Source organism: Oleiphilus sp. HI0128 (assembly GCF_001635365.1).
On record NZ_LWGG01000956.1, the window covers coordinates 1 to 1,005 of the forward strand.

The following is a 1,005-nucleotide window of genomic DNA, read 5'->3' on the forward strand; positions in this document are numbered from 1 at the left end:
TAAACAATCTTTAGCTGACGGCATGTCGATCAAACTTTAGGAGAAAGTAAATGAAGCTACTAAGAGTGCTTTTAGTTGTGTTGCTTGTTGTCTCTCCGCTTGCTTTTGCAATAGGGAAAGACACGTATAAAGAGATATCCTGGGATGATTTAATGCCCGAAGGTTGGGAGCCTCCGGTGCCACAAGAGCAGGAGTTTTTCGAAGGAGAGTCTTTCGAAAGCGGCGCCTTTGAAGGTGAGTCATTCGAGGGGCAGGCTTACGATGGGGACCTAAACCCAATACCTGCTCAGGTTCAGGAGCCTGCACCAGTCGTGAAATCTCTTGATCAACAGAAACTCAAGATTCCGGGTTATATTATTCCTCTCAAATTCACCGCTGACTCGGTGTCGGAATTCTTGCTGGTACCCTATGTAGGAGCTTGCATTCATGTACCGCCGCCTCCTGAAAATCAGATCGTTTATGTGACTTTAAAAGAGCCCTTAATGACTAGTGAATTTTGGACGCCTGTCTGGGTAAGTGGGGTAATGAAGGCGAAGTTGTCGATGACTGAATTTGCGACTGCGGGCTACCACATGACTGATGCCATCACCGAGGTTTATGAGTATTAAATAGATATTTAGGCCCAGAGTAAGAACGCCAGTTTTTACTCCGGGCGGTATGGCACTTACTTAAACTGAATTTCACTTTTTTACAGTGGGTGCCTAGAAAAACATTATTCCTCTGTGCAGCAAAGCGCTCTGTGCCCTCTGTGGTTAAGGGCCTTAATCTTGAAGATCAAGACACCAAAAATGAATCCACCACAAAGGACACAGAGCGGCCGATGGTCTGCACGGAGAAAACCAAAAGAAGGGCCCTTAAATGAATGGCTCTTATTTAATCTGAATTGCACCCTATAGATAAACATGTATTCAGATTGAAAATATGCTTAAGCAAGTGCCGTTCTACTCTGACTCCAAATAAACTGACACAAAATTGTCACATTTAGTTGAGAGACTCACCTTCTCT

1 protein-coding gene is annotated in these 1,005 nt (G+C 44.3%); it reads left to right on the forward strand.

What is annotated here, in order from left to right; genetic code table 11:
• The first annotated feature begins 50 nt into the window (after window positions 1-50).
• Window positions 51-608, forward strand: a complete 558-nt coding sequence (locus A3763_RS15665; RefSeq protein WP_068506877.1) for a DUF3299 domain-containing protein — start codon at window positions 51-53, stop codon at window positions 606-608.
• The last annotated feature ends 397 nt before the right edge of the window (window positions 609-1,005 follow it).

Coding starts and splice junctions, on each gene's coding strand:
- A3763_RS15665 (WP_068506877.1), top strand. CDS start 51: ATGAAGCTACTAAGAGTGCTTTTAGTTGTGTTGCTTGTTGTCTCTCCG.